The organism is Chryseobacterium capnotolerans, from assembly GCF_021278965.1.
In the GTDB taxonomy this organism is placed as follows: domain Bacteria; phylum Bacteroidota; class Bacteroidia; order Flavobacteriales; family Weeksellaceae; genus Chryseobacterium; species Chryseobacterium capnotolerans.
The window spans coordinates 4,350,922-4,374,286 of the sequence record NZ_CP065589.1 but is presented as its reverse complement, the minus strand read 5'-3'; the positions used below and the strand labels follow the sequence as shown (position 1 = coordinate 4,374,286).

22 protein-coding genes and 2 pseudogenes are annotated in these 23,365 nt (G+C 35.1%); 13 read left to right on the top strand and 11 right to left on the bottom strand.

Annotation, left to right across the window (positions count from 1 at the left end; genetic code table 11):
* Nucleotides 1-33: 33 nt before the first annotated feature.
* Nucleotides 34-363 carry a hypothetical protein gene (locus tag H5J24_RS21060; protein ID WP_065395887.1) on the top strand — a complete coding sequence of 110 codons (330 nt, stop codon included), beginning with the start codon at nucleotides 34-36 and terminating at the stop codon, nucleotides 361-363.
* Nucleotides 364-543: 180 nt separating this feature from the next.
* Here H5J24_RS21060 and H5J24_RS21055 read toward each other — a convergent pair whose 3' ends face one another.
* The 4 genes from H5J24_RS21055 to H5J24_RS21040 form a co-directional block, all read right to left on the bottom strand.
* Nucleotides 544-1,311 carry a TrmH family RNA methyltransferase gene (locus tag H5J24_RS21055; RefSeq protein ID WP_068940323.1) on the bottom strand — a complete coding sequence of 256 codons (768 nt, stop codon included), beginning with the start codon at nucleotides 1,309-1,311 and terminating at the stop codon, nucleotides 544-546.
* 43 nt (nucleotides 1,312-1,354) lie between these two features.
* Nucleotides 1,355-1,849, bottom strand: a complete 495-nt coding sequence (locus H5J24_RS21050; RefSeq protein ID WP_232815832.1) for a CPBP family intramembrane glutamic endopeptidase — start codon at nucleotides 1,847-1,849, stop codon at nucleotides 1,355-1,357.
* A 362-nt stretch (nucleotides 1,850-2,211) separates the two neighbouring features.
* Complete coding sequence (locus tag H5J24_RS21045) at nucleotides 2,212-2,955, bottom strand: LytTR family DNA-binding domain-containing protein (RefSeq protein ID WP_167386956.1); 744 nt, start codon at nucleotides 2,953-2,955, stop codon at nucleotides 2,212-2,214.
* Nucleotides 2,956-3,133: 178 nt separating this feature from the next.
* A complete protein-coding gene (locus H5J24_RS21040) occupies nucleotides 3,134-3,832 on the bottom strand; it encodes a helix-turn-helix domain-containing protein (protein WP_232815831.1) in 699 nt (232 codons plus the stop codon).
* Nucleotides 3,833-4,601: 769 nt separating this feature from the next.
* Between H5J24_RS21040 and H5J24_RS21035 the strand changes: the two genes are divergently transcribed.
* Nucleotides 4,602-5,357, top strand: a complete 756-nt coding sequence (locus H5J24_RS21035) for a T9SS type A sorting domain-containing protein (protein WP_068940315.1) — start codon at nucleotides 4,602-4,604, stop codon at nucleotides 5,355-5,357.
* 50 nt (nucleotides 5,358-5,407) lie between these two features.
* On the opposite strand, the gene H5J24_RS21030 is transcribed toward H5J24_RS21035, so the two are convergent.
* A complete protein-coding gene (locus H5J24_RS21030; protein ID WP_068940313.1) occupies nucleotides 5,408-5,824 on the bottom strand; it encodes a hypothetical protein in 417 nt (138 codons plus the stop codon).
* Nucleotides 5,825-5,837: 13 nt separating this feature from the next.
* Complete coding sequence (locus H5J24_RS21025; protein WP_390881168.1) at nucleotides 5,838-7,331, bottom strand: DNA recombination protein RmuC; 1,494 nt, start codon at nucleotides 7,329-7,331, stop codon at nucleotides 5,838-5,840.
* Nucleotides 7,332-7,504: 173 nt separating this feature from the next.
* On the opposite strand from H5J24_RS21025, the gene H5J24_RS21020 reads away from it, so the two are divergent.
* From H5J24_RS21020 to H5J24_RS20995, 6 genes and pseudogenes are all read left to right on the top strand, one after another.
* A complete protein-coding gene (locus H5J24_RS21020) occupies nucleotides 7,505-8,179 on the top strand; it encodes a response regulator transcription factor (protein ID WP_068940897.1) in 675 nt (224 codons plus the stop codon).
* 1 nt (nucleotide 8,180) lies between these two features.
* Complete coding sequence (locus H5J24_RS21015; protein ID WP_068940312.1) at nucleotides 8,181-9,542, top strand: HAMP domain-containing sensor histidine kinase; 1,362 nt, start codon at nucleotides 8,181-8,183, stop codon at nucleotides 9,540-9,542.
* A 256-nt stretch (nucleotides 9,543-9,798) separates the two neighbouring features.
* Nucleotides 9,799-11,073, top strand: coding sequence for a TolC family protein (locus H5J24_RS21010; protein WP_068940310.1), 1,275 nt, complete (start codon nucleotides 9,799-9,801; stop codon nucleotides 11,071-11,073).
* A gap of 42 nt (nucleotides 11,074-11,115) precedes the next feature.
* Nucleotides 11,116-11,427: a hypothetical protein gene (locus H5J24_RS21005; protein ID WP_232815830.1), complete on the top strand. Its 312-nt coding sequence runs from the start codon at nucleotides 11,116-11,118 to the stop codon at nucleotides 11,425-11,427.
* Nucleotides 11,428-11,447: 20 nt separating this feature from the next.
* The gene (locus tag H5J24_RS21000; RefSeq protein WP_488153949.1) at nucleotides 11,448-12,230 is read left to right on the top strand and encodes an efflux RND transporter periplasmic adaptor subunit; all 783 of its coding nucleotides are present in this window, start codon (nucleotides 11,448-11,450) and stop codon (nucleotides 12,228-12,230) included.
* A pseudogene (locus tag H5J24_RS20995) lies at nucleotides 12,230-15,327 on the top strand (efflux RND transporter permease subunit). The gene H5J24_RS21000 and the pseudogene H5J24_RS20995 overlap by 1 nt, the downstream one beginning before the upstream one ends.
* A 67-nt stretch (nucleotides 15,328-15,394) precedes the next feature.
* Here the strand turns inward: H5J24_RS20995 and H5J24_RS20990 are convergent.
* Both H5J24_RS20990 and H5J24_RS20985 read right to left on the bottom strand, forming a co-directional pair.
* A pseudogene (locus tag H5J24_RS20990) lies at nucleotides 15,395-16,149 on the bottom strand (DUF5995 family protein).
* A 129-nt stretch (nucleotides 16,150-16,278) separates the two neighbouring features.
* Nucleotides 16,279-16,515 (bottom strand): hypothetical protein, encoded by a 237-nt coding sequence (locus H5J24_RS20985; protein ID WP_068940306.1) that lies wholly within the window; start codon nucleotides 16,513-16,515, stop codon nucleotides 16,279-16,281.
* Between the two features lie 224 nt (nucleotides 16,516-16,739).
* On the opposite strand from H5J24_RS20985, the gene H5J24_RS20980 reads away from it, so the two are divergent.
* Nucleotides 16,740-16,910, top strand: a complete 171-nt coding sequence (locus H5J24_RS20980; RefSeq protein WP_167386955.1) for a bacteriocin-like protein — start codon at nucleotides 16,740-16,742, stop codon at nucleotides 16,908-16,910.
* A gap of 40 nt (nucleotides 16,911-16,950) precedes the next feature.
* Here H5J24_RS20980 and H5J24_RS20975 read toward each other — a convergent pair whose 3' ends face one another.
* From H5J24_RS20975 to H5J24_RS20965, 3 genes are all read right to left on the bottom strand, one after another.
* Complete coding sequence (locus H5J24_RS20975; protein ID WP_068940305.1) at nucleotides 16,951-17,421, bottom strand: YciI family protein; 471 nt, start codon at nucleotides 17,419-17,421, stop codon at nucleotides 16,951-16,953.
* Between the two features lie 129 nt (nucleotides 17,422-17,550).
* A complete protein-coding gene (pncB, locus tag H5J24_RS20970) occupies nucleotides 17,551-18,729 on the bottom strand; it encodes a nicotinate phosphoribosyltransferase (protein ID WP_068940303.1) in 1,179 nt (392 codons plus the stop codon).
* A 93-nt stretch (nucleotides 18,730-18,822) separates the two neighbouring features.
* The gene (locus H5J24_RS20965; RefSeq protein WP_068940300.1) at nucleotides 18,823-19,299 is read right to left on the bottom strand and encodes a Dps family protein; all 477 of its coding nucleotides are present in this window, start codon (nucleotides 19,297-19,299) and stop codon (nucleotides 18,823-18,825) included.
* Nucleotides 19,300-19,578: 279 nt separating this feature from the next.
* On the opposite strand from H5J24_RS20965, the gene H5J24_RS20960 reads away from it, so the two are divergent.
* From H5J24_RS20960 to rpsG, 4 genes are all read left to right on the top strand, one after another.
* The gene (locus H5J24_RS20960) at nucleotides 19,579-21,147 is read left to right on the top strand and encodes a hypothetical protein (protein ID WP_141395621.1); all 1,569 of its coding nucleotides are present in this window, start codon (nucleotides 19,579-19,581) and stop codon (nucleotides 21,145-21,147) included.
* 150 nt (nucleotides 21,148-21,297) lie between these two features.
* Nucleotides 21,298-22,266 (top strand): alkaline phosphatase family protein, encoded by a 969-nt coding sequence (locus tag H5J24_RS20955; RefSeq protein WP_068940296.1) that lies wholly within the window; start codon nucleotides 21,298-21,300, stop codon nucleotides 22,264-22,266.
* A 181-nt stretch (nucleotides 22,267-22,447) separates the two neighbouring features.
* Entirely contained in the window at nucleotides 22,448-22,861 is a 414-nt protein-coding gene (rpsL, locus tag H5J24_RS20950; RefSeq protein ID WP_002983146.1) for a 30S ribosomal protein S12, read from the top strand.
* A 23-nt stretch (nucleotides 22,862-22,884) separates the two neighbouring features.
* The gene (gene rpsG / locus H5J24_RS20945) at nucleotides 22,885-23,361 is read left to right on the top strand and encodes a 30S ribosomal protein S7 (RefSeq protein WP_034677991.1); all 477 of its coding nucleotides are present in this window, start codon (nucleotides 22,885-22,887) and stop codon (nucleotides 23,359-23,361) included.
* Nucleotides 23,362-23,365 lie beyond the last annotated feature (4 nt).

Genomic DNA, 23,365 nt, shown 5'->3' with positions numbered 1-23,365 from the left:
AAACAATATTAACAAAATTAAATTTAATTTATTATGAAAAAGTCATTATTCGTAGCTGCTATCGCTGCAATCTCTCTAGTTGCTTGTAAAAAAACTGACGCTACAGCTACTGAAGGTACAACTGATTCTGCTGCTGCTACTGTTGCTGATTCTGCTGCTACTGTAACTGATTCTGCTGCTAAAGTTGTTGATTCTGCTGCTACTACTGCTGTAGAAGCTACTAAAGATGCTGCTGCTGCTACTACTGCTGCTGGAGCTGAAGTTGCTAAAGATGCTGCTAAAGGTGCTGCTGACGCTGCTAAAGGAGCTGCTGACGCTGCTAAAGGAGCTGCTGATGCTGCTAAAGATGCTGCTAAGAAATAATTCTAGCTTAAGCTTAAAAATAAAAGAACCGTTTCACCCAGTGAAACGGTTTTTTTATGCTTATATATTGTCTTTTCCTTAAAACTGTGATTGTGAATTAAAAGAGAAGCAATATTATTATAGAAATAGTATAAGAGTATTGATCTGTCGGCCAACCCCAAACTTTCCTTTCACTGTAGCTTATCCTTTCTTTTGTCTTAAAGATTCATAACAAGTTATTGCTACAGCATTGCTCAGATTCAAAGAATCAATACTACCAGCCATCGGAATTAATGTATTTTTACCTTTTCCTATCCAGAAATTGCTTAATCCGGAATGTTCCGTCCCGAATAATACAGCAGAACGTTGTGTGAAATCCCTTTTATAAAGATCTTCAGCTGTCTCATCCATCAATGTTGTATACATATTGAAGCTATTTTTCTGAAGAAACTCAAGTGTCTCTTCATTTTCAGCCTGATAAACTTCCATTCCGAAAAGGCAGCCTACACTAGATCTGATAACATTCGGATTATAAAAATCGGTTTTTCCGTCTGCAACAATAAGAGCATCAATGCCAAATGCTTCACAGCTTCTCAAAATAGCTCCCAAATTACCAGGCTTTTCTACTCCTTCAACGATGATAATGGTAGCATTATCTTTTGGAACATAAGATGAAAGTGTACTTTCTTTTGTCTGGTATACCCCAATAATACCTTCGGAGCTTCCTCTGTAAGCTATCTTTTCATAGACTTTATCACTTACCAAATGGATTTTCCCCTCAGGAAGCTTTTCTTTAAAGATATTTTCACAGATAAAGAATTCTACGGGTTCAAAATCATATTGCAGGGCTCTGGCATTTTCCTGTTGTCCTTCAACAACAAAAACCTTTGATTTTTTACGGAACCTGTTGTCAGTAAGTAGCTTAGTGACATTTTTTATTTTTTCGTTTTGAAAACTTTCGATCAACATGCTGCAAAATTATGCAAAATTTATGATTGTATTTCTTTGCTTTTTATAAAAAGGCTTTTCCAGGTGACCTGAAGAGGAATCTTTTTCTTTTTTTGTGATAAATGGTGAGTAAAATAACCAGAAATATGGATGCAAACCTAAAAATGTTTCCTAGTGTATTGCCTGCTGCATTATTATCGACTGTGAAAATACTCCAATAGAGATTCATGAAGAAATGTAAAAATATTGCAGTCCAGATATTAAAATTCCATTCAGAATATACCCATGCGAAAAGGATAGACCCCAAAAATGTGATAGAGAATACCTGTATAAGCTCTATGGTTGTGCTTCCCTGATACAGGTGAGCCTGTGCAAAAATTGATGAAGCCAGTAAAATTGAAGTAATAAACCCTAGTTTGGTAAATTTAAATAAGAGGCCAATCAAAAAGGCTCTGAAAATAAGTTCTTCAAAGAAAGCTGATGAAATTGTATTGATAAACAGAGACTCTATATTCAATTCATTTGATAAACTGAAGAAAACAGAATAGCCAATAAGCATCGGGAGAGTAGCGAAAAAGAAAGGATAAATCCGGTACTTATTGGTTGATTTAATGAAAATAAGTCCGAGACGTGTTTTTTGGGAAACAAAATTTTCGCAGTACCAATGAGTGGAATTATCGTTATTGAATAGGCTAGTATATGAGCGATTGCTTTACTATGGAATATTTCTTTTGATTGTTCCTGAATAATTTTAAAACAATAAAAATCAAATAAATAATAAGCGATAAAGCCAAGGATAAAGATGAAAAAGAAGCGGATATTTTTACTCATGTTAATTATTTTGAGCAAAAATGTGGCTTTATAGAACGTGAATCAATGTATTGTGATGAACATCAAGAAATAGTGACCAATGGCAAGCTTTTATTTTTTAAGCTGTTGTAATCTGGGGATAATAGCCGATATAAAACTTCTTGATACTGGAATCATGAAATCAATTTCCGCGAGAATTAATTTGTAACCTTGGGCATTGCCTTTGATGTTCTTTACTTTTTCAAGGTTAACAATATAGGAACGGTGGCATTTTTTGATGACATCAGTTTCTGTTTGCTGCAAGATATTTGCCAGGCTTATTCTTAGTAATTTTTTTTTGACTTCATTATTTTCTAAAAAGTATAAAGTACAATAGTTTTCCATAGATTGGATACATAATAAACTCTCTGTAGAAATGAGAATTTCTATATTATTTGCTTGAATAGTAAGTGTTTTTGCTTGTGAGTTTTTAGAATTTTCAAGTAAGCCTGACGCAATATTTTGGGCTGTATTTTCGTGAGTATTCTTTAAATAAATATACCTTGATAAGACATAAATAGTAGAAATGGGAATACCTACTGCTAATGAATAAAGAAGCATATATCCATAATTTTCAAAACTAAGATTGACTTTACTGACAATTAATGAGTTATATAAGTAGGATAGGATGGAGGCTAAAAACAGTACGGTTAATATTTTTAATAATTCTGAACCAATATTCCAGTCAGTGAGACGTGAAACGTAAAGATTGGATATGAAAAATACCGTTCCGAAAATAATGGTGTAAGGGAAAAGAAGAAGATATTTGTAAGGATGATGGAAGCTTTCGGTTCCAAAAGGCTGAAAAATAATCAAAAAAAGATAGACTGTAATCCCTGCTCCGAAGGAAGAGAGTAGAATTTCTGCAAATGATTCAGACTTGGGGTAAGAATATGGTTTTAATGATGGCAGATGTTTCATCTAAGTATACCTGAATGATTTTATATCAGCTTTTGTAAAATTATATAAAATTAATGATTGGTTATCCTATGAATCAGTCTGTATTTTGTTTATCAATAACCAACTGGCTGGCAATATATTCGCTGGGTGTAATTCCTTCAAACTGTTTAAAGACTCTGTTGAAGGTTGCCTGGCTTGTGAAGCCGGCACCTGTGTAAATGTACATGAGAGTAACTTTCGTTAAGTCTGATTTTTCAATGAGATTTTTTACATAATTGATTCTTAATGAATTGAGATATTGGTTGAAATTTTTATACCCTTTATAGTCAATGGCTCTTGACAAGTAGTTGATATTGGTTTTTAGTTCAGAACATAGCCCCGAGATTTTAATGGAAGGATTAGTGAAGTAATTATTGTATCTCATGTACTTATCCAATTCCAAAAATAAGCTTTCCAGTTTACGGTGGTCTATTATTATTAAATCATTTTTGTTTTTATCAGATAATTCTATGATATAATGGGGTTCTTTTGAAAGAAAATTGGCTTTGTGTATATGTTTTTCCCTCATCTTGCTTTTAATATGGTATTCAAAAGCTTTAGATTCTAAATGATCTATTTTGAGCTTGTAGTATAAAAATAAACAGAGTAAGGAAATGTTTGCCAGTATAGTTGCTGCATTAGTCGGACGGAGATACTTTTTGTCGTATTGATAAAAATGATGGTCAAAGTATTTAGCGTATGTCATAATGAGCAGCATTAATATAATGGTATAAAACATATAGTAGACAACCATCTTTCTTTTTAAAAAACATAGGCACATATTGGCATAGGCATTAACCAGATAAATCCTACAAGAGAATCATCAATAAAGTTTAAGATGATGACTGAAATATACAAGGAACTGAAATGAAGATAGGCATTCACAATCCTGGATATATTAAAATTTCTCCGGATAAGTATATAGGAGTAAATATAAAATACCAGTGCGCCTGCAAAATAATAAAGCGGAGATGTGTTTTTTAGCCAGAACAGATAGATGTAGATAGAGACAATATGAAAGACTGCCAGAATAGCTAAATACATTTCAATAAGCTGCTTTTTTAAAGAATGTATTCTGTTATTGTAATATTCAGTAATTCTCATCGCAGCAGGCCTTCAGCTTTTATTCATTTTTTAGAAGGGACAAATATAGTCTCTAAATTTTTTTTATACAAAGCAAACATTCAATTTAAATTATTGTTGCGGACTGTTTTGATAATCTTCATGAAAATAATAATTAATCATATTCATAAAATGATTGGGTTAAAAAATTAATATTCAAGGGTATATCTGTGTTTCAATCATTTTTTCAATATGATTTTACTATAGTTTTGATGATTTTAGATAAGATTTAATTTTGCAAAAACATAATGATAGAGCAAGTTTTAGGACAATAACCCGTGTAACTTGACTTCTTCTGGGAAAGGGAATACTACCTGAATTCAATAAAAACTAAATGATGAAAAAAAGAATTAAAAACTAATAGCCTTTTATTATACAAACAACCTTTTAAAAAAGAATTTATGAAGAAACTTTTCTATGTTTTGATGATTAATCTGCTATGTGGGCTTTCATTATCTAAAGCACAAACCGTCACTGTGAGTAATGGCGGGGCGGGGCAATCATCTGTTTATACTTTTGAGTATACCACCTCTGTGGCTATTGGTACAGGGACTTCAACACCTAACGTGTTTTATCTTTCATTACCTACAGGATTTCCAGCAATTGCTCCTGTTATATCAGGGGGAAAAAATTTGCAGCCCTATGTTACTTTTAAAGTGAATGGAGTAGCTTACCCTTGTTCTACTTCATTTGGAACAGTAGGGGGAAGTTGGAGTAGCGGAATACAATTATCTGTAGGAGGTGCAACTAGTGGAGTGGCGATTCCGGCTGGAGCTCAAATTCAGATTATCATTTCGGATCTAATTAAAAACCCAGCAAATCCAGGAATATATACTATACAATGGAGGACGGCAGCAGGAAATGGGCAGAGTACACAGGATTTCAGCAGCAAGATTAATGTTTCAGGAACCTTAGCTACGCAGGAAGTGAAAATCAAACACAATGAACTTTCCGTATATCCGAATCCTGCCATTGAATTTATTCAGGTTTCAGGAGTAGGTAAGCATCAAAAATACACGGTGTATAATTCTATAGGAAATCACATAACAGAAGGAAATATTTCCGAAAAAGAAAAAATTGATACTCATCATTTTGTTTCAGGTGTCTATTTTCTGAAACTTGGAAACGGAAAATCCGTTCAGTTCATCAGAAAATAAATAGATGAGGCCGTCTGAAATAAAGACTGCCTCATTTTGTTTTTAAAACATTATTGATGATCCTGAATTTTCTCAGGTGTTTTTATAAGAATAATAGTTCCGATCAGTAATGAGAAGCAGCTTGCTACCCAAAGAAAATATCCCGGACCATATCCTGTTATCGGGAATTTGTGTCCTGCTTCATTGACTGTAATTTCGCCAACAGATAGATAGCAAAAGGTAAGACCAAAAGCAATGAGGCTGAGCACTGCGGATATTTTTATTTGTTTTAATAATAGGAAAAAAGCTCCAATAAAAAGCAAAGGATTAGCCAGCCATGCTATGCCACCGCCATCCATTTCTGCCCAACCCAGTAGAGCACAGGCCAGGCCACTCATTTCATGACCTTTTGCATATACAGCGGTGAAAGGTAGCGAAGCAATATAAAGAATAAGACATATTAATAGGATGAGATTTGATTTTTTCATAGTATTTTAATGTTTACTCTAGTACATCACTATTGTCAATAAGACTTTGAGGCAGATCTTTTTTATTTTTAATTCCTAATGATTTCAGCTTTTGAGTCTGGATTACAAGATTGTCATTTCCTGTATACAACTGTTTGTAAGCATCATTATAAACATTCTTGGCAAGATCGAGATTTCGGCCTACTTTTTCAAGATTATCTACAAAACCTACAAATTTATCATATAATCTGGCGCCTCTATCAGCAATTTCAAGGGCATTTTTATTCTGATATTCGCGTTTCCAAAGATCTGCAATCAGTTTTAAAGAGGTGATCAGATTGCTTGGATTCAATAACAGAATTCTTCTTTCGTAGGCATAATTCCAAAGGTTTTGGTCTGCCTGCATAGCTGCAATATAAGCCGGCTCACTTGGAATGAACATCATGACAAAATCCAGTGATTTTCCATAATCATCGTAAGCTTTCTGGCTAAGCTGCATAATATGATTTTTGATGGAACTTAAATGTTGATTAAGCTTCATCATATAAACATCCTGATCGGTTTCATCTACTAATTCCGTAAATGCAGTAAGAGAAACTTTAGAATCAATGATGACATTTCTTTCATCCGGGTATTTTATAACAGCATCCGGACGCATTTTTTTGCCGGAAAATTCTGAAAACAAAGCTTTGTTATCTTCATCACGGAGCTCATGTTCAAGAAAATATTCTCTTCCTTTTACCAATCCGGACTTTTCCAGAATGCTTTCAAGAATCATCTCACCCCAATTTCCCTGGGTTTTACTTTCACCTTTCAGGGCCCGAGTTAATTTTTTAGCATCTTCGGAGATTTGCTGGTTCAGTTCTGCCAGTTCTTTTACTTTTTCAGCAAGAGAGAAACGTTCTTTATTTTCCTTTTCATAGGCTTCATTCACTCTGTTCTTTAAATCTGTAATTTTTTCCTGAAAGGGTTCAAGGATGTTCTTAAGATTGTTCTGATTTAAAGTTGTGAACTTTTCTGTTTTTTCCTCTAAGATCTTATTGGCAAGATTTTCAAACTGCAGTTTGGATTCGTCCTGTATTTTGGTAATTTCTTCTTTTTGGGTATTCAGGGATTTTTGAAGACTTTCATTTTGCGCAGAAAGCTCAGAATTCTTAGCAAAGAAATCCTGTTTTTCAGCGATAAGGGTTTCTATCTGGAAATCCTGTTTCAATGTTAATTGTTTTTGTTCATGAAACTGGCTGTTGAGTGAAGAATGTTGAGCGGAAAGTTTGGCAAATTCATTTTTCAGGTCATTCAGAAGATCCTGTTGTTGTATATTGATTTCCTTTTCCTTATTAAGATTCTGAGCTAGTTCCTGAATTTTTGTATTTGAATTCTCCAGATCTGATTTGTTTTTGATATGTAAGAAATTGAGTTCATCATAAGAGCTTCTTGAAACCGTAGAAGATTTCAAGGCAAAATATAATATAATGGCTCCAATGGCTCCACCAACAACACATCCAATAATTAAATAGGTCATCTCCATTCCTCAAAATTAGGAAAAAAGGCTGGAAGTTAATGCTGAGCAACGAATTTCTACAAAGAGTTTTAAATCATTATTAATGACTCCTCCCACCCTTGGAAAAGTCTTTGCTTCCTTCTTCTGGCTTCCTTTCTTCAATCATAATCCCTATATTTATAGGAAATTTCAGAAATAGTATGAATATCTTATTGGTAGAAGACGATCAAAGAATTAGCAGTTTCTTATTGAAGGGGCTTTCTGAAGCCGGGCATACTATGACGCTTGCTGATTCTGGTGAAAAAGCAAGAGAAATTCTTCATGCCTATGATTTTGATATTATATTAATGGATATTATGCTTCCGGGTTTGGACGGAATGCAGCTTACCCAGATCATAAGATTTAAAGGAAATTATACTCCGATTTTGGTTTTGAGTGCTTTGAACAGTCCGGATGATAAAATTAAGATGCTGGATCTAGGAGCAGATGATTATTTATCCAAACCATTTCACTTTGAAGAATTGATCTCAAGGATCAAAGCATTAACCAGAAGAAATAAGCTAAGTTACCAGAAAGAAGATCACCAATTGTCTTGTGGCAATATTACAGTTGATACAGATCTTCATAAGGTAACTCAAAATGATAAAGAGATCGAATTTTCCCCTACAGAATACAAACTTTTTACTTTTTTGATGGAGAATAAAAATAAGGTATTGAGCAGAACTCAGATCTTGCACAATGTTTGGGGAATTGATTTTGATAGTGCTACCAATGTGGTGGATGTCTACATTTCCTATGTTCGTAACAAAATTGATGAATCGGAGCAGAAAATTATTCACACCGTAAAAGGAACAGGATATTTAATTAAAGATTAAAATGACGCTTAGGAACAGGTTTACCCTTATTTCCAGCCTTTCGTTCGGCATCGTTTCTATCATCACATCTGCGGTGATATTTTTTGCTTATTATGACAGTACCAAAATCTTTTATTTTGAGAAACTCAGGAATACAGCTCTGATTTCTGCCATCTATTATCTTGAAAAAGATGAATTACCCAAAGACAGACATGCCCAGATTAAACAGGAATATAAACACCTTATTCAAAATAATCAGGTAGCGGTTTATAATCAGAATAATGAAGTGACGTTTGGGCAGAATCTGAATGATGAGAATATTAAGGCTTCTCATTTACAGGCTGCGAGAAACAATAAAGGCACCCAGTTTATGTCTGGTAATCAATTCTACTATGGAATTTTTTATCCGGATAACCAGGGAGACTTTGTGGTTTTTGTAAAATCCCCGAATGACTCATTTCAATCACAGATCTGGAGGCTTTCTATCATCATGCTCTCTGTACTGATTATCGGGCTGCTGGCTATCTATTTCTTGAGCCGTTATCTTTCAAAGGTTGTTTATAAGCCTATTTCAAATGTGGTAGAAAGAATTAATAAGGTAGATTATAATAATATTTCTACAGCGATTACCTCCACCAATACCAATGATGAAATTGAAGATCTGATTAAATCCTATAATAAACTATTGGGCAGAATCTCTGAAAATGTTCTGTTGCAGCAAAACTTTATCAACTATGTTTCTCATGAATTTAAAACTCCGTTAGCAGCTATTTCCGGAAACCTTGAAGTTTTTGCCCAAAAAGACCGTACTCCCGAAGAATATAAAAAGGTAGCCAAAGAATCTCTGGATAATGTCTATGAGATTGAAAATATTCTCAACAATCTTTTGCTGATGTCCGGAATGACTAAACTTGAATCTTCCCATCAACAAGTAAGAATAGATGAACTCATCTGGAAGATTTATGAAAAACTGGAACCTAAAGCAAAAGAAAATCAATCCAATATTAAAATCCAACTTCAGGTTACGAAACCTTCTTTATTAGAATTTCCAGGAAATGAAACACTTCTTTATTTGGCATTATATAATATTGTAGAAAATGCCATCAAATACTCTCATGGGCATCCTGTAGAGATTATTTTATCAGAAAAGAACAATCAACTGAATATTGAAGTGAAAGACCTGGGAAAAGGAATTCCCGTAGATGATCTGGCTAAGATTACAGAAACTTTTTACAGAGGAAAGAATGTAGATGGCATTAAAGGAAGTGGTATTGGTCTGTCATTATCAAGAAGCATTTTTGATCATCATCATATTATCATGAGTATTGATTCTAAAGTAGATGTGGGGACTAATGTTCTGCTTGTTTTTCCTTCTGTTATTTAATTTCCCGCAGATTTCTCAGATTTTCACAGATGTTTATGGATAAGTTTTTTACGAAATATAATTGTGTCATTTGTGAAAAGTATTTGTGCAATTTGTGTTAAAAAAGATCTGCGTAATCTCCATGATCTACGAGAATCATAAGCAAATCCCAACCTATTCTAATCAAACTCTAATGTTGGCCTAATTGAATTTTAATTTCATTCGAAATTGGCTCTAATATTAGACGGATAGCTTTGTGGTCTTAAAATAAGAGACCTTGAAGAAGATTTTTTTTACCCTATTTTATATTCATTGTTTCAGTTTCTTTTCAGCCCAGGTTTCAGATACTCTGAAGATCGGCAGAAAGGAAGCTGAAACCATTTTTCTTGCCAATAACCTTGATCTTATTGCTCAAAAATTAGAAATTTCTCAGGCCGAGGCAAGAGCACTTCAGGCTAAATACTGGCCTAATCCTAAACTAAGCATCAGTGAAGTCAACCTCTGGAGGACTTATGATATTGAAGAGCAGCCTGCACTGATTGGAAACTGGGGGAAGAATACCCAGATTTCTGCTGAAATAGAACAGGTAATTCAAACCGCAGGAAAGAGAAGAAAAAATATCGAGCTGCAAAAAATAGAAGTAGAGGGCGAAAAATATGAATTACAGGAAGTATTGCGTGAGCTCAAAAAGACTTTAAGGAATTCGATTACTGAAATCCAATATAATCAGGAACAGCAGAAGATTTATCAAGGACAAATTGCTTCTATCGAAAAATTAACAAGATCCTATAATAATCAATTAACCTTGGGGAATATCAGTAAGGCTGAATATATTCGTTTGAAGGCTCAGGAAATTGAATTCAAGAAAAAGCTTGTGTCATTGAAGCAGGAAATTGAAGACCAGCAGGCAGAGTTAAAGGCCTTATTGATGATTCCGTCTCACTCTTATCTTGTTATTGCAGATCCCTTTACCATGCCGGAAAAACAGCTCTCAGAAATAGAACTGACGCAGTGGATGGAAAAAGCAAAAGAAAACCGTCCGGATATCCTGATCTCTAAAAATAAAGAGAAACATGCCGCCAAGAATCTGGAAATTCAAAATGCGATGAAAACTCCTGATGTAGCAGTCTCCATTGGCTATGATCGTGGCGGAAATATCATGAAAGATTTTATTGGATTGGGAGTTTCTGTTGACCTTCCCATCTTCGACAGGAATAAAGGAAATATTCAGGAAGCCAGGCTTGAAATTGAAAAGAGCAAAAATGAAACCCGGAAAAATCAGTTGAAATCTGAGAATGAAATTGTTTCCGTTTTCAGGAACTATATCCGTACCCAACAGGTCTCCGAGGAAATTGATGATACTTACGAATCCACGCTGGATGGTTTATTGGTGAGTCATGAAAAGAACTTTAGGTTAAGGAATATCAGTATGCTGGAGTATATGGATTTTCTGGATACCTATATCAGCAATAAAATGATTATTCTGGATACTAAAAAAGAGCTTAACCAATACTACGAGAACCTGCAATATGTTGTAGGGCAGGATTTATAGATACCCATTCAGCATAGTCTTAAAATATATGAACATCTATTTATGAAAATGAACACTACCAAATATATCGCAGCAATTTATGCATCCGCACTGGTAATACTTACAAGCTGTAAAGATGATAAGCCTGCTAATGAAGCTGAGAAAACTTATTGTATCAGCCAAGAACTCAAAAAAGATATTAAACTGGCTAAAGCAGAAATGCTTCCCATTGAAGAAAGCATCACCCTTACCGGAGAAGTGGAAAGCAATTCTGATAAAACAGTTCCTTTTGTAAGCCTTGTGGATGGAGTGGTTACCGATACTTATTTTTCACTTGGAGATTATGTAAAAAAGGACAGGTTCTGGCTTCTGTAAAGAGTACAGCGGTTAACGAAATGCAGGATGATACCCAAACATTACAGGCTCAGCTTGCAGTTGCTAAACGAAAACTGTCCTCAGTGGAAGCCATGTATAAAGATGATATTGCCTCTCAGAAAGATCTTCAGGAAGCAAGAGCAGAAGTAACGATTTTACAATCCAATATTTCTAAGACCCAAAAGAATATGCAATTGTATTCTGCGGGCGGAAGTACTCTTCAAATTAAAGCGCCTGCCGACGGATATGTCATCAACAAGAATATTTCCAAAGGAATGCCGGTAACAGCTGGTGGCGACCAGCTTTTTACGATTTCCAATCTGGATAAAGTATGGGTGATGGCAAATGTATATGCTACCAACATGAGACATGTTTATGTAGATCAGCCTGTAGTTGTGAAAACTTTGGCTTATCCTGATGACAGTTTTCCCGGAAAGATCAATAATATTTCTCAGGTTTTTAACGAAAATGAAAGAGTACTGAAAGCTAAGATTATCATGGATAATAACGGAATGAAACTAAGACCGGGAATGTCCGCAGATGTTGTTTTACCTGTTAATTCACAAAATAAAACGGCGTTGGCAATTCCTGCGAAGGCTTTGATCTTTGATAATAACCAGAGTTATGTAGTAGTATATAAAAAGGATTGTGAACTGGAAATAAGACCTGTAACAGAGATTGCTTCAAACAGTCAGTATATCTATGTAGAAGGAAACTTAAAACAAGGTGAAAACGTAATTGCTTCCAATGGATTGTTAATTTATGAGAACCTGAAAAACCAATTAAATACTACTAAGAAGTAATGCGAAAATTTGTACAGAATATAGTTTCCTTCTCTTTAAAAAACTCACTGATTGTTCTTTTAGGAACTTTCATGTTATTGCTTGGAGGAATCTATTCTTATATACACACTCCCATTGAGGCATTTCCGGATGTTACCAATACTAGGGTAAGGGTAATTACCCAATGGCCGGGAAGAAGTGCAGAGGAAATAGAAAAGTTTGTCACATTGCCGATCTCAAAAGAGATGAATGCTATTCCGAATAAAACTTCGGTACGATCTATTTCTCTTTTCGGATTATCAGTGGTTACTGTGATTTTTGATGATCATGTCAATGATTTTTATGCACAGCAATATGCCTCCAATAAACTGGGAAATGTAAACCTTCCTGCCGGAGCAGAATATAGTATTGAACCTCCATCAGGAGCTACCGGTGAGATTTACCGTTATATCATCAAGAGTAAATTACCAATAAAAGAAGTGACGGCGATTCAGGATTGGGTGGTTGAAAGAGAATTGCTTGCTGTTCCCGGAGTTGCTGATGTGGTAAGCTTTGGAGGTGAAGAAAAAACATATGAAATAAAAATTAATCCTACGGAATTACACAATTACGACCTTTCCCCCCTGGACGTGTATGAAGCAGTTTCGAAGAGTAATATTAATGTAGGTGGAGATGTTGTAGCAAAAGGAGATCAGGCGTATGTAGTGCGGGGGATTGGTCTTTTGGAAAAGAAGGAGGATATTGAAAATATTCAGATTGAAGTAAAAGGTTCTACCCCTATTCTGGTAAAACATGTTGCTGAAGTTAAAGTTTCTGCAAAGCCAAGATTGGGACAGGTAGGATATAATAAAGAAAATGATGTTGTAGAAGGAATTGTCATCATGCTTCGTGGAGAAAACCCAAGTGAAGTAATAGCAAGGCTTAAAGACAGAATAGAACAGTTAAATGGTGGTGAATTACCGGGAGATGTTCAGATTGTTCCGATCATTGACCGTACAGAATTAGTCAATACAACAGTTCATACGGTTTCTAAAAACCTGATTGAAGGAGTTCTTTTGGTTTCCATCATTGTATTTATTTTCCTTTATAACTGGCGAACAACATTTATTGTGGCATCAGTGATTCCGCTGGCTTTCCTTTTTGCCATTATTATGCTGAAAATTCAGGGACTTCCGGCCAACCTGATCTCCATGGGAGCACTGGATTTCGGATTGCTTCTGGAAGGAACGCTCGTCATCGTTGAGCATGTATTTGTTGCCCTTGAGCTGAAGGCAAAAAGATTGGACTTCGAAGATTTAATAAAATTTCCAAACTTGGAATCATCAAAAAAAGCGCAGGAAGTGTGGCAAGCTATATTTTCTTTGCCCTATTAATACTGATTGTAGCTTTGATGCCTATTTTCTCTTTCCAGAAAGTGGAAGGAAAAATGTTCTCACCTTTAGCATTTACACTGGGATATGCGCTGCTAGGTTCACTGATCCTGAGTTTGACGTATGTTCCGGCCATGTGTAAGCTTTTATTAACTAAAAATATTGAGGAAAAAGAAAACTTTATTTCAAGATTCTTCAGGGTGAACATTTATAGAATTTATGAATTCAGTGTTCGTTATAAAAAAGGATTTATAGTTGGATTTGTTGCTTTGCTTGCACTTTGTGGATGGAGATTTTCAAACTACGGTTCAGAGTTCTTACCCAAGCTGAATGAAGGAGCTATTTATGTACGTGCCACTCTTCCGAATAGTGTGAATCTGGATGAATCTGTACGTTTGACCAAAGAAATGAAAGAGATTCTCATGAAGTATGATGAAGTGAAATTTGTAATGACCCAAACGGGCCGTCCGAATGACGGAACAGATCCTACCGGGTTCTTTAATATTGAATTTAATATCCAGCTGAAACCGGAAAATGAATGGAAGAAAAAAATATCCAAAGATGAGCTCCTTGAAGAAATGAGAGTTGCTCTTGAAAAATATCCGGGAATTAATTTTGGATTCAGTCAGCCGATTCAGGATAATGTGGAAGAATATGTGGCAGGAGTGAAAGCACCATTGGTGATTAAAATATTCGGGAATGATTTATTTCAACTTGAAAATTATGCCAATCAGGCCGCCAATTCCATCAGAACTGTTCCGGGAATTTCAGACGTGAATGTCTTCAAAAATATCGGGCTTCCGGAGCTCAGAATACAGCTTCATGATTCTAAAATGGCAAAATATGGAGTGTCTACAGCAGATGCCCAGACGGTAATTGAAATGACAATCGGAGGACAGGCTGCTACCAAGTTCTACGAAGAGGAAAGAATGTTTGATGTGATGCTCAGGTTCGAAAAAGAATATCGTGACACTCCGGAAAAAATGGGGAATATTCTGATCCCGACTCAGGATAATAAGAAAGTACCATTGAAGGAGATTGCCACCATTGATTATCATACCGGACCATCATTTATTTACCGTGAAGGAAATAGCAGATATATTGGGGTAGGATTTAATATAGAAGGTAGAGACCTGGGAAGTACCATTAAAGAAGCAAAAGAAAAAGTAGACAAAGAAGTAAAGCTTCCTAAGAATCATAAAATGACATGGGCTGGTGAATTTGAAAGTAAAGAAAGAGCAGCAAAGCAATTGGCGATGGTAGTTCCTATTTCGCTGGTGCTTATTCTGATGCTTTTATATTTCAACTTCGGAAATGTAAAAGATACGCTGATCTCTTCCATTACCTTAGCCTTTGCATTCATTGGTGGATTTTTATCTCTATGGTTTACGGGAACCATCTTTGGAATCTCAGCAGGGATCGGGTTTATTATCCTTTTTGGTGTAGCTACGATTGATGGTATTGTTCTGATTGGAGTGATGAAAGAAAATCTTCAGAACAGAATGTCCCTTAAAGAATCTATTTCAGAAGGAGTAAAAAGCAGAATTCGTCCGGTAGTGATGATTGCATTGATGGGGTCCATGGGTCTTCTTCCGGCAGCAATGTCCAACGGAATGGGTTCTGAAATTCAAAAACCTTTAGCAATTATGATTGTAGGCGGATTGATTATCTGCATGCTGTTATCATTTACCATATTACCAATTGTGTTCTATTATGCTTATCGTAAAAAGCATAAGGAAACAATGTAGTTTCTTTTTATTTGTTCATTATGAGGCCGGGATCCGTGAGGAAGATTCCGGCCTTTTTGTATTGACCTTAAATCGTTTTCGTTGATTCTAGTATTTCAATATTCTTCAAAATATCACTGCTTTCACATTTCTTCAGTTCTTTAAATAGAGTAGGAGTAAGGATCTTTGGATTCAAGATTTGGGTAGCAACTTTAGCAGCAGCATAATCTACAATATTGATCACTGACTCCTTTAGGAAATTAGGAGTGTTTGAAGCAATAACAGCAGTAGCCCAAGAAGTATCTCTGGCTTTGGATATAGCGAAATCCAATACAGCATTGTCTTTACCATTAGACAGTTGATCGATGAGGTTGACGGGATAACATATTTTGTTCAGAGAATCCTGAACTTTCTGATTAATGGAAGCAATAACAGAATTGATTTTTTCAAAGTCCTTTTTAAGGGATTTATTTTTCGGTACGGCATAATAGAGGCGGCAGAAATGCCCAGATCCAGATTGATATGAGCATTCATTCCCAGAAAAATATGCTGTAATATCAGAAGGTCTTTATTCTTGTTAGCTTCGAAAGCAATATACCAGGAGTTGGTACATTTTTTACCATTGCTGTAGTTTTCCCATGCTGTAAGATACCGCTCTGCAAAAGCTAAATCAAGCAGAACCATTCTGGGATTATCCTCAAACTTCTTTTGTTGAATTCCTTTTAAAACCTGTGCTGTCATAATGCGGTAAGTGCAGGCAAAATATCCGGCAGGGCTTTTATTCTCTTTGCACCAGATGATAATTTCATCGAGTTTTTTCAGAACTTCTTCAATGGTTTTCATGGCGGGTTTTGTTTGTTTAAAGATAATAAAAACCTGTGATGAGCGGTACTGTGTTTTGGGAACCAGTAGAATGATTTTTTAGTAATCAAAAAGTGAGCAGGAAGCTCACTTTATTTCTTATCGATCAGGTTATGGAGTGAAGGTAATCGGATCCGGAAAGGGTTCCAAAACTAATGGCTTACACCTTGCTGCCGGTTCGCATCTTCCACCCATGCATATAAAATTAGTCATAGTCGTTGAGCCGTCAGGGCATCTGATCATACCTTCACCAGGGCAGCCTCCGGGACATTCTGGTAGATGTAAATATCCTCCGAATACATCTTTCAGCTCATTTCTTGAAAGTTTTGATACGTTCATTTTTTTCATGGAATTAATTTTTTTTGTTAATGGTAACTTTCTTACAATTGGGTTGTAAGTTTTTTCCTTTTATTAGACTAAAATAATGAAAATATTTCTTTTATTTAATCATAGTTATTTGAAATGTAGTTGTTTAAGGAAATAAATTGTATATTTATTTCTAATTAGTGAGAAATAAAAAGAGTAATCCGAAAATCTTAAAGAGTAGGAAATTAAAACTAAACTAAATAACTATGAAAAATTTAAAAAATTTAGACAGACAAGAGTTGAAAACTGTTTTAGGAGGGGCAGCAGCAGCATGCCTGGTACCAGTAGATGGAGGAAGCTGCCCAGCAGGCTATACTTTCTGTAGCAACCCTTATTGCTGCTATCCGCCGAGAAAACCATTTATTTGTTTCGACTAACAATAAAAAATCCCTCAGTTGAGGGATTTTACTTTATTCTTTAAGGATTTTCTTTTGAAATTTCATCATGATGTTTCAGGTATAGCGGTAAGGCCGCAGAACCATACCAAGGGAAAATCTCATAACTGAAAATTCCAGCCTGAACTGCCGGATCAGTCTTTACCCATTGTTCAGCTTCTTCCTTAGATTTTGTATTGAAAATAAACATTCCACGGTAATTCTCTTTATTCTTTTCCAAAAAAGGACCTGCTACCACAATTTTTCCTTCATTGGCTAATTTGCCAATATTTTCCATATGTCCTTTCATTAAAGAACCCATTTGGGCTTTATCTTCAATTTTTGCAGTACCGGTTGTTAGCATCACAATAGTATAAGGTTTCATGCCATATTGATCTGCCCCTAATGAAGTGGCCAATTCCTGATTAAATTTCGGTTTTTCTGTTTTCTTTTCCTGAGCAGTAAAATATACTGAGAAGAGGAGGGAGGTGATAACTAATGTTCTTGATATCATATTGTTTTTGTTTCGATAAAGATAACAAAAGCTTATAAGTTTCTGTGATCAGATTACAGATGATGGATGAATACAAAAAACCTCGATGATGACGAGGTTTTATATTCTAATATTGTTGATGAGGTTATATTAATCTTTTATTCTTAAAAACTCTTTAGCTAGCTCAATCATCTTTGGATCACCAGTGTATTTCCCGTGTTCATCTGAAAGTTTTACCGTTGGAATCCATTCTTTATTAGGAGCCTGTACTCCGATAAGTTTCATCACAATGTTCATTGGTTTTAATCCTACATCATTAGTAAGGTTGGTACCTATTCCAAAAGAGATTCCTATTTTTCCTCTGCAGTAATTCGTAATTTCCTCTACTTTTTCAAGATTTAAGGCGTCAGAGAAAATAATATATTTAAACATCGGATTGATGCCGTTTTTCTGATAATGGGCAATGGTTTTGTCTGCAAATTCCAAAGCATCACCACTGTCATGGCGTACGCCGTCAAAAAGCTTTGCGAATTTCTTATCAAATTGCTGGAAGAAAACATCTGTCGTATAAGTATCAGAAAGGGCTACTCCAAGGTCTCCTCTGTATACATCCACCCAATGTTCCAACGCCAGTTCATTAGCCATTTTGAAACCGTATTCAGCTGCATGGAACATAAACCATTCATGAGCATGGGTTCCGATAGGTTTTACACCATATTTCATAGCAAAATGTACATTAGAACTTCCAATGAAGGTAGAATCTTTTTTCTGTGTTAAAGCTTCCATGACGAGATTTTGTACCTTATAAGAATGCCTTCTTCTGGTTCCAAATTCTGCAAACGTTACCCCCAATCTGCCTAAAGAATCTGCTTTCTCAAGGGTTTTACTCATTACCACTTCATTTGAGTCTCTTTCCATGTGGTTCATTTCATAATGCAGCTCACTGATTAACGCCAATAAAGGAACCTCCCAGAGAATCGTTCTGTACCAAAGTCCTTCAACAGTCACTGAAAGATCTCCACCTTCCTGACGAATTTTTACTTCAGATGGGTCATAATGATATCCTTCCAGAAAATCCAGATAAGGAAGATCAATATAAGGACATGTTCTTGCCATGAATTTCTTTTCATCCTTGGTAAGCTTCAGTTCAGCCATTTTATTAACAGCTTCTCTTAATGCTGCATCAAAACCTTCCGGGAAATGATGCTTCCCTCTGTTGATGAATTCATATTTTACAATAGAACTTGGAAAAAGTTTTACCACAGCATTTTGCATGGTTATTTTATAGAAGTCGTTATCCAGAATAGAGTTTAGTCTTACGTCGTTCATAATATGTGTAATTTTAACGCAAATATAAAAATTAAAAATAAAATCGCCTAAATGTAAGGCGATTTTTTTGAAATATTTTGATGATTGTATCTGTTATTTCCCTAAATAGGAATTGTACATCCAAACTTCTTTCTCCTGTTCAGTGATGTAGTCGCTCATCTGAGAGTTGGTACCTTCATCACCAGCCTTATCCGTAATGTCTAAAAGTTCTCTCTGAAGGTCAATCACTACTTTGAATGAGCTTAGAATTTGTTCAACACTTTTCGTTCCGTCAGTTACTTCTTTGCTTTCTTTGATAGTGGCTACTTTTAAATAGTCCGAGTAGTTGTGTGCAGGCGTTGCACCTAATGTAAGAATCCTCTCCGCAATTTCGTCAATTTTTAAAACTAAGCTATTGTAAAGCTCTTCAAACTTTGGATGAAGAGTAAAAAACTGATCTCCTTTAATGTTCCAGTGAGAACCTCTTGTATTCTGATAAAATACAGAATAGTTAGCTAAAAGTGTATTTAATTTTTCTGCGATTTTCTTGCAGTCGACTTCTTTTAGCCCTATAATACTAGCGTTTTTCATAAATTTATCTTTTTATATATCTCAAAGTTACGAAATATCGTGCCGAAAAGGCCGGGATATCAATAGATGATAACTATAAGGAAATTTTTTAAAATAGTTTGGAAATATCAATATGGGTTTATTATAAAATGGATAGGAGAAATGAAGGTGGAAATATAATTTTCGGGCTAGATTATTTCGTATACTCTATACTTTTTTCAGATCATCGTTTTATGGTAGAGGATGCTTATCTTTGGCACTTTATATTTATTTAAGATGGAAGTGGTCCGAAATATAAGTTTGCGTAGTTTTTTGCTGTCTTCAGCTTTTTTCTTTTCGGTTTGTGTATTCTATTATATCAATTCTGTTCTGAAAACTGATGGACACTACGTTTATCTCCTGGATGATGCTTATATACATCTTGCAATGGCCAAGAATTTTGCTCTATATGATGTCTGGGGAATGACAAGATATCAATTTTCTTCTACTTCCTCTTCTCCATTGTTCACTTATATATTGAGTATATTGATTAGGATTTTTGGAAATAATGATCAGATTCCGTTGTATTTTAATAGTATTTTTGCCATCGGAATTCTTTATATTTTCTCCAGCTATTATGCTGAAATTTTTAAAGAGGTTAAAAAAACAGTTATAGCAGTACTCTTTACTGTATTCTTTATTGTACTTCCTATAAATATTCTTTCAGGAATGGAACATGTTTTCCAGATCTTCCTGTTTGCTGTTAATATTTTTTGCTTTTCCCGTTTTAATCAGAATAAACTTGCTGTCTTTGGTTTTTACTTCAGTCTGCTGTTAATGGGGGTCGTCCGTTTTGAAAGTATGTTTTATTTTGTAATTCTGGCTTTTATGTTTGCCCTTGTCAGAAAATGGAAAGAAGCATTGTTTGTCGTATTGCTGGGTTTCATTCCTATTATAGCATTTTGTGCTTTCAATTATCAGCAGGACGGGTATTTTTTTCCTAACTCAGTAGTGGTAAAAGGAACAAAATTGAGTCTTGATTCCCATATTTTAGAACAACTAAAAGTTATTTTACTGGATAATCTTCTGTTGAATATTAGTTTTTATAAAATAGGAATTTTCCCTCTTTTACTATGCATAGTGTTTATTTACAGGGATCTGAGAACGAAAACGTTAAAAGAAGTATTACATAGTAATTTCCTGTTAATTGTATTTTCCTTGGTCATGCTGTGTCATGCGATGTTTGCTGATTTAAAAGGGCATTTACGTTATGAAGCCTATATTCTTACAGGCCTTAGTATGGTATTAATACCAAGATGTAAAGAGTTGTTCTTTAATTTTACGGATTATATTAAAAAAGAAAAGTTAGTGAGTCTGTTAATTGCTGCTAATGTTTTTCTGATGATCTATAAATGTTGGGCTGCTCATCCTATTATGAACAATGGAGGTAAGAACATTTATGAACAGCAGGTACAGTCTGCGAAATTTTTGCACCAGTTTTATAATACTTCAAAAGTGGTAGCCAATGATATTGGAGCGGTTTGTTATTATACAGATATTCATTTATTGGATATCGCTGGTCTTGGATCTGTAGAAACCATCCAATTTAACGAAAACAAAAGATCATTTGACCAAAAGTTTGGAGACTTTTTGAGTAAATATTGTGTTGATCACCAATATGATATTGCTGTTGTATATGAAGGATGGCTGCAAGGCTATGTTCCTTCTTATTGGAAAAAAGCAGGGACTTTAAAGATAGAAGACAAAATAACCGTCGCAAGACTGGAAGTTTCCGTATATTCTATCAATGGGAAAAACCTGGATGAATTGAAACAGAATATTAAAAAGTTTAATTGGAATAAAAATGTTACCGTTACAGTAATAGAATAATTGTTGTTATGGTATTTCTTCAATAGTTTTTTATTTCCCGTTTTGTTGATTTCTGTCTCGAATTATTAAGAAATAGATAACAATTTGTTAATGAATCCGGAGATTGCGTTTTCTAGCTTTGCACTCGAAATATAATCTAAGTAAAAAGCAATGAAGAAGTTTTTCCTGTATTCTATGCTGTCATTATGTATGTTTTCATGCAATAATAATGATGTGGATGCACAAACACAGACACCAACCCTGCCTACAAAACCAGAGGCAAAATACCAAACAAAAAATGTTATACTTCTGGTAGTTGATGGTCCCCGTATTTCCGAAACCTGGGAAGCAGCAAATAAAGAAAATATTCCTAACAGAGTAAGTTTACTGAATCAAGGTGTTTTTATCAGCAACTTTAAAAACAATGGAACTACCAATACAAACCCGGGACATAGCGCGATGTGCTCAGGAGTATATGAGAATATTAAAAACAATGGAACCGAATTGCCGGGGTTTCCATCCGTAATGCAGCAGTGGCTGAAATTCACAGGAGCAGATAAGACAAAAGCATGGGTCATTGCTTCTAAAGATAAACTTGAAGTTTTAAATGATTGTAAACTGGCAGACTGGAAAGGAAAATTTCAGCCAAGTGTTGATTGTGGAGTAAGCGGAAACGGATCCGGATATCGTGATGATCTTGTTACGATGACGAAAACCAAAGAAGTAATGGCAAAATACAGTCCGAATGTTATGGTGATCAATCTTAAAGATGTAGATTCTTATGGTCATGCTAATAACTGGAATGAATACATCAAAGCCATTAAAACTACTGATGCATCCATTAAAGAAATCTGGGATTATATCCAGTCACTTCCCGCTTATAAAGATAAAACAACACTTATCGTTTCTAATGACCACGGAAGACATATAGATGTCAACGGAGGTTTTGCAGAACATGGAGACGACTGTGCAGGATGCAGACATATTGAGTTCTTTGCAATGGGGCCGGATTTTAAAAAGAATGCGATCATCAGCACGGGAAATTATGAGCAAATTGATATTGCAAGTATGATGGCTGAACTTTTAGGTGTTTCTACACAGTATATGAAAGGAAAAATAATAAAGGATGCCTTTAAATAAGACTTTGATTTTTTGATACTAACCTCCATTACTTAAAATGTTTCAATAACATAAAAGTAATGGACGTTTTCAGTGGTTTTGAATATAAATGAAGAAAAATTCTTGTAAAATAAAATATCATAACTGCTTGTCAATTAAAAAAATATTATTATTTTTGCACCCTAAAATAAAAAGCAATTAAATGCCTACTATTCAACAATTAGTAAGAAAAGGAAGAGCCACGCTTGCCAAGAAGAGCAAATCGGCTGCCCTTGATTCTTGTCCACAAAGACGTGGAGTATGTACGAGAGTATATACTACTACACCTAAGAAACCTAACTCTGCACTTAGAAAAGTGGCAAGGGTAAGACTTTCAAACGGTAAAGAAGTTAACGCCTATATCCCGGGCGAAGGACATAATCTTCAAGAGCACTCGATAGTATTGGTTAGAGGCGGAAGGGTGAAAGACCTACCGGGAGTACGTTACCACATCGTAAGAGGTGCATTAGACACAGCTGGTGTAAATGGAAGAACTCAGAGAAGATCTAAGTACGGAGCTAAGAGACCTAAACCAGGACAAGCTGCTGCAGCTCCTGCAAAAGGAAAGAAAAAATAATCATTAAATAAGGTACAGAAGCAATGAGAAAGACAAAAGCGAAAAAAAGACCGTTGTTACCAGATCCGAAATTTAATGATCAATTGGTAACGAGATTCGTAAACAATTTAATGCTAGACGGTAAGAAGTCTATCGCATTCAAAATTTTCTATGATGCATTAGATATCGTAGAAACTAAAAAAGGAGAAACTGAGAAAACAGCCCTTGAAATCTGGAAAGATGCATTAACAAACGTTATGCCTCACGTAGAAGTACGTTCTAGAAGAGTAGGTGGAGCTAACTTCCAGATTCCTATGCCAATCAGAGCTGATAGAAAAATTTCTATGGCAATGAAATGGTTAATTAGCTACTCTAAAAAGAGAAATGATAAGTCTATGGCTTTGAAATTAGCTAATGAAGTTGTAGCTGCTTCAAGAGAAGAAGGTGCAGCTTTCAAAAAGAAATCTGATACTCACAAAATGGCGGAAGCTAACAAAGCTTTCTCACACTTTAAATTCTAATCTG

Excerpts from the sequence above, each read along its gene's own strand:
- H5J24_RS20965 (WP_068940300.1), bottom strand. The coding sequence starts at position 19,299 with ATGAAAAACGCTAGTATTATAGGGCTAAAAGAAGTCGACTGCAAGAAA.
- H5J24_RS20955 (WP_068940296.1), top strand. The coding sequence starts at position 21,298 with ATGAAGAAGTTTTTCCTGTATTCTATGCTGTCATTATGTATGTTTTCA.
- rpsG (WP_034677991.1), top strand. The coding sequence starts at position 22,885 with ATGAGAAAGACAAAAGCGAAAAAAAGACCGTTGTTACCAGATCCGAAA.
- H5J24_RS21060 (WP_065395887.1), top strand. The coding sequence starts at position 34 with ATGAAAAAGTCATTATTCGTAGCTGCTATCGCTGCAATCTCTCTAGTT.
- H5J24_RS21015 (WP_068940312.1), top strand. The coding sequence starts at position 8,181 with ATGACGCTTAGGAACAGGTTTACCCTTATTTCCAGCCTTTCGTTCGGC.
- H5J24_RS20980 (WP_167386955.1), top strand. The coding sequence starts at position 16,740 with ATGAAAAATTTAAAAAATTTAGACAGACAAGAGTTGAAAACTGTTTTA.
- pncB (WP_068940303.1), bottom strand. The coding sequence starts at position 18,729 with ATGAACGACGTAAGACTAAACTCTATTCTGGATAACGACTTCTATAAA.
- H5J24_RS21000 (WP_488153949.1), top strand. The coding sequence starts at position 11,448 with ATGCAGGATGATACCCAAACATTACAGGCTCAGCTTGCAGTTGCTAAA.
- H5J24_RS21050 (WP_232815832.1), bottom strand. The coding sequence starts at position 1,849 with ATGCTTATTGGCTATTCTGTTTTCTTCAGTTTATCAAATGAATTGAAT.
- rpsL (WP_002983146.1), top strand. The coding sequence starts at position 22,448 with ATGCCTACTATTCAACAATTAGTAAGAAAAGGAAGAGCCACGCTTGCC.
- H5J24_RS20985 (WP_068940306.1), bottom strand. The coding sequence starts at position 16,515 with ATGAAAAAAATGAACGTATCAAAACTTTCAAGAAATGAGCTGAAAGAT.
- H5J24_RS21035 (WP_068940315.1), top strand. The coding sequence starts at position 4,602 with ATGAAGAAACTTTTCTATGTTTTGATGATTAATCTGCTATGTGGGCTT.
- H5J24_RS21025 (WP_390881168.1), bottom strand. The coding sequence starts at position 7,331 with ATGGAGATGACCTATTTAATTATTGGATGTGTTGTTGGTGGAGCCATT.
- H5J24_RS20975 (WP_068940305.1), bottom strand. The coding sequence starts at position 17,421 with ATGATATCAAGAACATTAGTTATCACCTCCCTCCTCTTCTCAGTATAT.
- H5J24_RS21055 (WP_068940323.1), bottom strand. The coding sequence starts at position 1,311 with ATGTTGATCGAAAGTTTTCAAAACGAAAAAATAAAAAATGTCACTAAG.
- H5J24_RS21020 (WP_068940897.1), top strand. The coding sequence starts at position 7,505 with ATGAATATCTTATTGGTAGAAGACGATCAAAGAATTAGCAGTTTCTTA.
- H5J24_RS21005 (WP_232815830.1), top strand. The coding sequence starts at position 11,116 with ATGAAAATGAACACTACCAAATATATCGCAGCAATTTATGCATCCGCA.
- H5J24_RS21040 (WP_232815831.1), bottom strand. The coding sequence starts at position 3,832 with ATGGTTGTCTACTATATGTTTTATACCATTATATTAATGCTGCTCATT.
- H5J24_RS21030 (WP_068940313.1), bottom strand. The coding sequence starts at position 5,824 with ATGAAAAAATCAAATCTCATCCTATTAATATGTCTTATTCTTTATATT.